The 1,964-nt window shown below is 31.5% G+C and carries 2 protein-coding genes, 1 tRNA gene and 1 rRNA gene; all 4 read right to left on the reverse strand.

The annotated features are described in order from the left end of the window. Window positions 1-83 precede the first annotated feature (83 nt). Window positions 84-157 (reverse strand) — tRNA-Asp (locus ACSSV5_RS12215). 167 nt (window positions 158-324) lie between these two features. Beyond that, a complete protein-coding gene (locus ACSSV5_RS12220) occupies window positions 325-1,236 on the reverse strand; it encodes a DUF58 domain-containing protein (RefSeq protein ID WP_371815889.1) in 912 nt (303 codons plus the stop codon). A gap of 8 nt (window positions 1,237-1,244) precedes the next feature. After that, the gene (gene trxA / locus ACSSV5_RS12225; protein ID WP_211064801.1) at window positions 1,245-1,562 is read right to left on the reverse strand and encodes a thioredoxin; all 318 of its coding nucleotides are present in this window, start codon (window positions 1,560-1,562) and stop codon (window positions 1,245-1,247) included. A 308-nt stretch (window positions 1,563-1,870) separates the two neighbouring features. After that, window positions 1,871-1,964, reverse strand: a 5S ribosomal RNA gene (rrf, locus tag ACSSV5_RS12230); the annotation flags it as partial.

Consider the following 1,964-nt stretch of genomic DNA (forward strand, 5'->3'; position numbering starts at 1 on the left):
ACACAACTATGTGTCTCAACACAACTTCTTTTTCAACTTATTACCTATTTACTCATTTAGGCTACTGAACTAAGTCGAAGTAGCGGTCTGGACGAGACTCGAACTCGCGACCCCCTGCGTGACAGGCAGGTATTCTAACCAACTGAACTACCAGACCAAAATTTTATTTATAAAGAACTTTATTATAAATGCTAATTACCAAATCATAATAAACTCCCAACACTCCCACACGTGCAGAACAAGTGTTCTAACTACCTAAACAATTAGCGGATGCAAATATAAACTGAAATTTAATTCTAACAAGTAAAAACAAAAAAATATTAATCAAAAGTTTTGCTTTTCTAATAGGTAGGTCAAAATTACTTTTTCAAAGCCTTTATTGATATCAGCATCAACATATTTTATTTGATATTGCCTACACTTTTGCAATAATTCCGACTTAAAAGATTTGGCTAAACTTTGATAATCTTCTTTAACTTGTTCAGGATACAAGTCGATTTTTCTTTGACTTTCTACATCTACAAATCGCCTTGGAATCTCTGAAAAATCAAAATCAATTTCTTTATTAAAATCAGTTGTATGAAACAATATAACTTGGTGTTTATTATATTTTAAATGTCTTAATGCCTCAAAAACATTTTTTGACTGTGATTCATTCTGAAACATATCAGAAAAAATAAAAACTAAAGAACGTCTTTTTAAATGTTCAGCGATATAATGTAAACTTTTTAGAGTATCAGTAGTTCTAGCAGAATTTCGGTTTTTGAAGTGTTCTTCTAATGTATTTGAGATAATTTGCAGTTGATTATAGCTGGATTTTTCAGATATATTGAAATCAATCTGATTTGAAAACAAAGATAAACCAAAAGCATCATTTTGTTTAAGCAAGATATTAATCAATGCTAAAATTGAGATTGACGAAAACGTATATTTACTGCATTTATCCAAATTAAAATCATCAACATTAGGATAATGCATTGATGATGAATTATCTAAGATAAAGTGGCATCTTAGATTGGTTTCATCTTCATATTTTTTTGTGTAAAGTTTATCAGTTTTGGCATATAATTTCCAATCAATAAACTTTGTACTATCGCCTCTGTTATAAAGTCTGTGTTCATCAAATTCAGCTGAATAGCCATGAAAAGGACTTTTATGTATTCCTGACATAAAGCCCTCAACAATTTGATTGGCTAAAATATTGAGTTGAGAAAAGTTAAATTTAGATTGTTGCAAATCCAAATTTACAAGAGATTATCAAGAGTTTCCGTATAATTTTCTTTGGGTGCTACACCGACTTTTCTATCAACAAGTTCGCCATCTTTAAAAAACAAAACCGTTGGAATATTTCTTACGCCGTATTTAGCGGCAAACTCTTGATTTGAGTCAACGTCTAATTTTGCAATTACAGCTTTATCTTTATATTCATTGCTGATTTCTTCGATTACAGGTCCAACCATTCTACAGGGACCACACCATTCAGCCCAAAAGTCAACCAAAACAGGTTTGTTACTTTTTAAAACTTTTTCTTCAAAATTTGTATCTGTTAATTCGAGTGCCATATTTATTATATTTTAAAGATTCAAAATTACGATAAGTTGATTTAAAAAAGAAATGTATTAACAATTATTAAAGTTTACAATTATGTGTTATGTATTTAAAAAAGTCTAAACCTTACAATAGACACAAACAAAATAAAGACAGACTCATCAATTTGATGAAAACCTTTTTTCGAAGTCCAGACACACTTTTATGGGCACTACCCAAACGGGTATCCAATCTTGACCAGCGAAACTGCTTCAACGGCTCTCCCTTATAGTTTTTTTTAAAATAAAAAAACCCCAACTAAAAAGTCAGGGTTTCTTTTTTAAGAAGGCGACGACCTACTCTCCCACGGATTGTAGTACCATCGGCGCTAACGGGCTTAACTGCTCTGTTCGGAATGGGAAGAGGTGAGCCCCGTT

The sequence above is a fragment of the Psychroflexus sp. MBR-150 genome (genome assembly GCF_053628795.1).

Bases quoted from the DNA above. Each gene is read 5' to 3' on its own strand.
- trxA (WP_211064801.1), bottom strand. From the start codon at position 1,562: ATGGCACTCGAATTAACAGATACAAATTTTGAAGAAAAAGTTTTAAAA.